The sequence below is a fragment of the Vibrio sp. B183 genome (genome assembly GCF_000740665.1).
In the GTDB taxonomy this organism is placed as follows: domain Bacteria; phylum Pseudomonadota; class Gammaproteobacteria; order Enterobacterales; family Vibrionaceae; genus Vibrio; species Vibrio coralliilyticus.
Map to the genome: position 1 here is coordinate 1 of NZ_JPQB01000049.1, position 4,579 is coordinate 4,579.

Consider the following 4,579-nt stretch of genomic DNA (forward strand, 5'->3'; position numbering starts at 1 on the left):
GAGCAGACCATACATTTTTTAGTATGGATTTCTCTCTTTCTAATCGACTAATTCTGGCTTCTAATTCTTGGTTTTTTTGTTGTTCAGGCGTGAAGGCTTTGGCCGTCGGAGTCGTGCCACCACGCTCGATCTTGAGCTGATCAACCCATCGTCGTAAAGCTGTTTCACCAACATCCATAGAGCGTGCAGCTTCTGGTATTGAATATCCTTGGTCAAGAACCAAGCTTGCAGCATCCCTTTTAAATTCAGCAGAAAATGTACGTCGTTGTCGTTTTGTCATTGAGCACCTCATTTATGGTGGAGACTTTACCACCTAATTTGGTGTCCGGGATGATTAAACCACTACAACCACGATAACCAGCAATATTTCCTAGGTGTAGGTGTCATCGTTCAAGCTGGCTCTCCCATTCAGCTTTCATTAACGCTTCGTTCATCAGAAATGCCCTCAAGAACGTAAGAATAAACTGACTCTATCAAACCTCATTACTGTGATTGAACTACGGGTAATTATTGGACCAAGTTGTCAGTATTGTTCAGGACTTATTATAAAGGAGCTTGAACTATGGAACGTTCACCTAGAAGCCTATTCATTAGGCCTAGTTGTATTACTATAGCCATGTTTTCAGTATTACCAGTGGCGGCTCAGACCATTACAACCAACTGGGTAGTAGAGAACGTAAGAGAATACAAGGCAGAAGTGATCGACGACACCGCGATAATTGGAAACCATGTACCCACAGATATAGGTGCAGCCAGTGCGATCGGTGAGATGACATTACTATCTGAACTGAGCAAAGTTTTTTCTGAAGATAGCATCGTGTCCATCCCAAAGTCAGATTTGAAAGTGACCAAGGGGGCGCTCAAGTTGCCCAACATGGGAGCGGGGGTGGTCAAAGATGGGTTGGAATCTATCATTACACTGGATGAACTGATCAAAGCGCGAGACTCAGCTTCTACAGATCGACTACGTAGTCAAATCGATAACCTAATGACTGAGGCTGCGAAAGGGTTTAGCGAAGATTGGGATGCGTTTGATAACGCGGGAACTGTCTGGGATGGTAGTTTATTAGCCAAACATAAAGAAACGCTTAAATCAATCCCGACCTCAGATGGTCATACGAACCTATACAATCGAATTAACGTGAAACTGCAAAACCTATCTGTCGAGGATTACAAAAAGGTGGCGCAGAAGCTCGATGGCACAATGGAACAGTACCGTTCTGAAGTAGGCTATCAGTCTGGTAAAAAACTGTCATCCTATAGCAATCATGCTAAGCCTAAGGTGAAGTTCTTAAAGGTCGCCAAAGGTATTACCTCAGCATTGGCGGGTGCCGGTGACCTTATCTCCTTCGCATTAGATATAGCTCTTATGGCGCAGGAAGAGCCTGACCAATACGTCTATGTTGGTGCTGCGGCAGCCAATACAACAACAGCGAACCAATATGCCGACTCGATCATAAGGGAAGCCCTTGCGATTGAAATGGTAAAAGAGACTTATAAAGCAAGAACGGAAGCCATTGCCAAAGCGATTCAGGTGCTCAACCCTATTTTTCTTCCCGAGTCTGAATTCTTATACAGGAATGAAAGTCGCTGGACAAACCTAGTGTGGGTGTTAAATGAGAAAGCGCTACTTCAAGAGTTGGATAGCGGGCAAATAATCTATGGAGGTTACACACAAAACGGCCCCACGACTCAGTCGTATGTCGCCCGAAGACTTTCCGATAAAGTAGAGCCTCTCTCCGGTGAGCTCCACGCAGCAAAATACGCTGTCAAGCAAAGCAGCACATTGGTAGCCATGTTAGGGACAGCAGGAACAGGGAACGACTATGACCCACGTGAAAAAAACACCGTTGCGGCTACCGCGTTTAGTAACCACGTCGAGTCGGTGCGCTCAGATCTTCGATCGAAGCCTACTCAAGAGTCGTTCTCGTGGGCGCTGAGTCAGTACTTTACAAATGTCGATGATTTAGTTTACCAAGTGGAGCAGTTTAAATCATACAGCACGATGTATAAGACAGCGGTGTATTGGGCATTTTATGAAGCGGCGAACAGTGATTTAACCAATCAAGATATGGCGTACCTTTCCCAACAATCCGACGCTGGAATGAATACTCTTTACACGAAAGCGTTAGCGCTGCGTAACGAATATGAGTCTTTGCTCTCCTCCCAAGGAGTCGAACCCAGTGATACCACTCAGCAGATTTTACGTGCGTCGAATATATTGTTAGAAGATCTGCTTTCCTCACTGGAAAGGTTGACCGACTTGGAAATTGTTCATCTTCTCGAAACCATCGAAACTCAAGCGAATAGCGAGACTTATGGAGACAGGGAGGGCTGGTACCAACTGTTTCAGAGAGACAATGAGTCTTCAGAGCAGCACACTCGCCGTTTGGCGGGCCATTTCAGATATGCCATCGGGGAGATTTCTTCGGATTCCACGACATCGATTGATACCGCGAACGCTTTGATGCTTGAATCGATAGTGGCTGCCGATGACATTGCCTCCAACTGGATTGCCTCTGATGTCTTTAAAGTCAAAGGGAACTATTACACACCGCTAGGGGCTATGGATCAGATTGTCTTTGAAACCGCCACAGGGGGGAATACGGACTACTATGCTAACCGGAGAGTGATCAATACGGTTGGTCAAGAGGTTTATGCCCACGAATATTTTTTTGATGTGCTAAATCACCCAAGGTATCGCAGCTTCTTGAAGAAAAAATCGCCCAAGTACCCACACTTCAGAGGGTGGTACGGGACAGAAACCAATAAATACACTTTTGACATGAACATAATCGGGAAACCCTTACCAACTTGGGAGTTGATCGACTTATCCGATGAAAAGCTGGTCAATCAAGCGGTCATGCCAATCTCGTGGAGACGTTGGGGAGGGCGTGTCACCGACACGGCGACATTTGGTATGCCGCTGCCAACCAAAGAAAACAGTGACTCGATAGGAAAAGTTACAGCGGACAGCGTGATGTCCGTTTTGGGGGAAGGACTGCGCCAACATTACAACACAAACAAGGTCACCAACAGCAGCGATCTTGCTAATAGCATTCATGATTATGAGGACACAAGTAAGTCAGGTTACAACAGGCCTTGGCGATGGTATACATGGAATGATGGCTGGGAATAACGTTCCAACTGAACCATCTCTTTGCTCACACTCACGATGTTGAGGCTTTAACGGCATGGGGGATGTGTCCTCCATGCCCAGCGGCCTACTAATCAAGCTACTGTACTTTTCTCAGCGTACTGACCACCACAGTATCTTCAGAGAAGCAGTTTGGGCATGAAATACTAAGATGGACGATAGCAGGGTGAGTTAACCGGTACTTCCAACGACACCCGCAGAGTGTGCATTGAGGTTCAATGGCGACAACCCCTGCTTGCGTGCCTCTACCGCCAGCAGCATTCAGTGCTTTCCAGCGAATATTATGAAAATCAAAGAGTTTTGAAGGGGGACTCATGCGTGACCTCTCGCTAATTAATGGCTTGAGTATACTCTATTCGATGACTTTAAACCTAATCACTAACATACCTATCAATCACTTTCTCTACCAGTCCGTTTTTGAGCTGTGCTTTCAGCTGTTGATTGAACTTTTCGATAAACGCATTCTTATAAGGGTGGTTATCCGCTAATCCAGTAAAACCTAGATAGCCTAACTGAGTGCTTACCTCTATCACAGGGACGAGCCAATCTGTGTGGTGGATGCAAGTAGCAGTCATTGCGTTACGCATGAAGCATCAACAGGTTTGCCTTCGCCTCTTTCAGCTTTATACTTCCGTTTTTACTGGACTTCCAAAATTCGTCGCCACCTAAACCATAGCCCCTATTCAATCCAATATTTAGCCCTTCAAAGCTACTTGGTCACAGGAGGGGCTTTGTGATTTTTGTCATGACCGCTTTATGACAGTAGACAACCACCGACTCTGATAGAATGGGGAACGAATAGGGCCGGATGTAGGGCCTTTCCTTGGGAAGAAAATAGGGTGGCAGTAAAGCCTTGACCACTCTCTAACAGCATAAGCCCTCTCGTCCAAGGTACTTGGTTGAATAACAACTTCAAAGTTAGGCATAGCGTTTACAACCTTGCGTACAATGTCTGGATAAATACCAGTGGCATGTCCTTGTGTTGTGTAGCTAAAAGGTGGGTAGCCATCATCAGAATATATGGTCACGGTAGTCACTGAGGAAGAGGAAAAACAGGAGAAGGTCAGCAGCCAACCAAAACTGATAAACAACGCTCGCATGCCACACCTGTGTCACTGTGTACTATTATACAGAGTATAGTGTTCGCTCTTGGGTGCTTCCAATGAATAAAGTACATTTTCTCCGGGGAGTGTTTGTCATTGGCTCCTAGAAAGTGCTTGGCTGGATAAGCGGAGAGGTAGAGGCCATAAGAGCCTAGGGTGGCCAAGATGTGGCATCTTATTCAACTTTTAGTGTGGCAAGCTGTTGATTCAAATCCACTACCACAGATTGCAAATGTTCACTGACTTCATCTACATTCCCAGCTAAGCTGAGCAGATCGTCGGCAGATTGGCGAATGTCGTTCAGATTATGGCGAATACG

4 protein-coding genes are annotated in these 4,579 nt (G+C 45.8%); 1 reads left to right on the top strand and 3 read right to left on the bottom strand.

Annotation, left to right across the window (positions count from 1 at the left end):
* On the bottom strand, positions 1-280 hold a 280-nt coding region (locus tag IX95_RS25585; protein WP_038165179.1), incomplete at its 3' end, for a transposase.
* A gap of 282 nt (positions 281-562) precedes the next feature.
* Between IX95_RS25585 and IX95_RS25590 the strand changes: the two genes are divergently transcribed.
* On the top strand, positions 563-3,139 hold the full coding sequence (locus tag IX95_RS25590) for a hypothetical protein (protein ID WP_038165181.1): 2,577 nt from the start codon (positions 563-565) through the stop codon (positions 3,137-3,139).
* 97 nt (positions 3,140-3,236) lie between these two features.
* Here the strand turns inward: IX95_RS25590 and IX95_RS26460 are convergent, their stop codons facing one another.
* Entirely contained in the window at positions 3,237-3,473 is a 237-nt protein-coding gene (locus IX95_RS26460; protein ID WP_152562080.1) for a hypothetical protein, read from the bottom strand.
* Positions 3,474-3,528: 55 nt separating this feature from the next.
* Complete coding sequence (locus IX95_RS25730; protein WP_051912666.1) at positions 3,529-3,744, bottom strand: hypothetical protein; 216 nt, start codon at positions 3,742-3,744, stop codon at positions 3,529-3,531.
* Between the last annotated feature and the right edge of the window lie 835 nt (positions 3,745-4,579).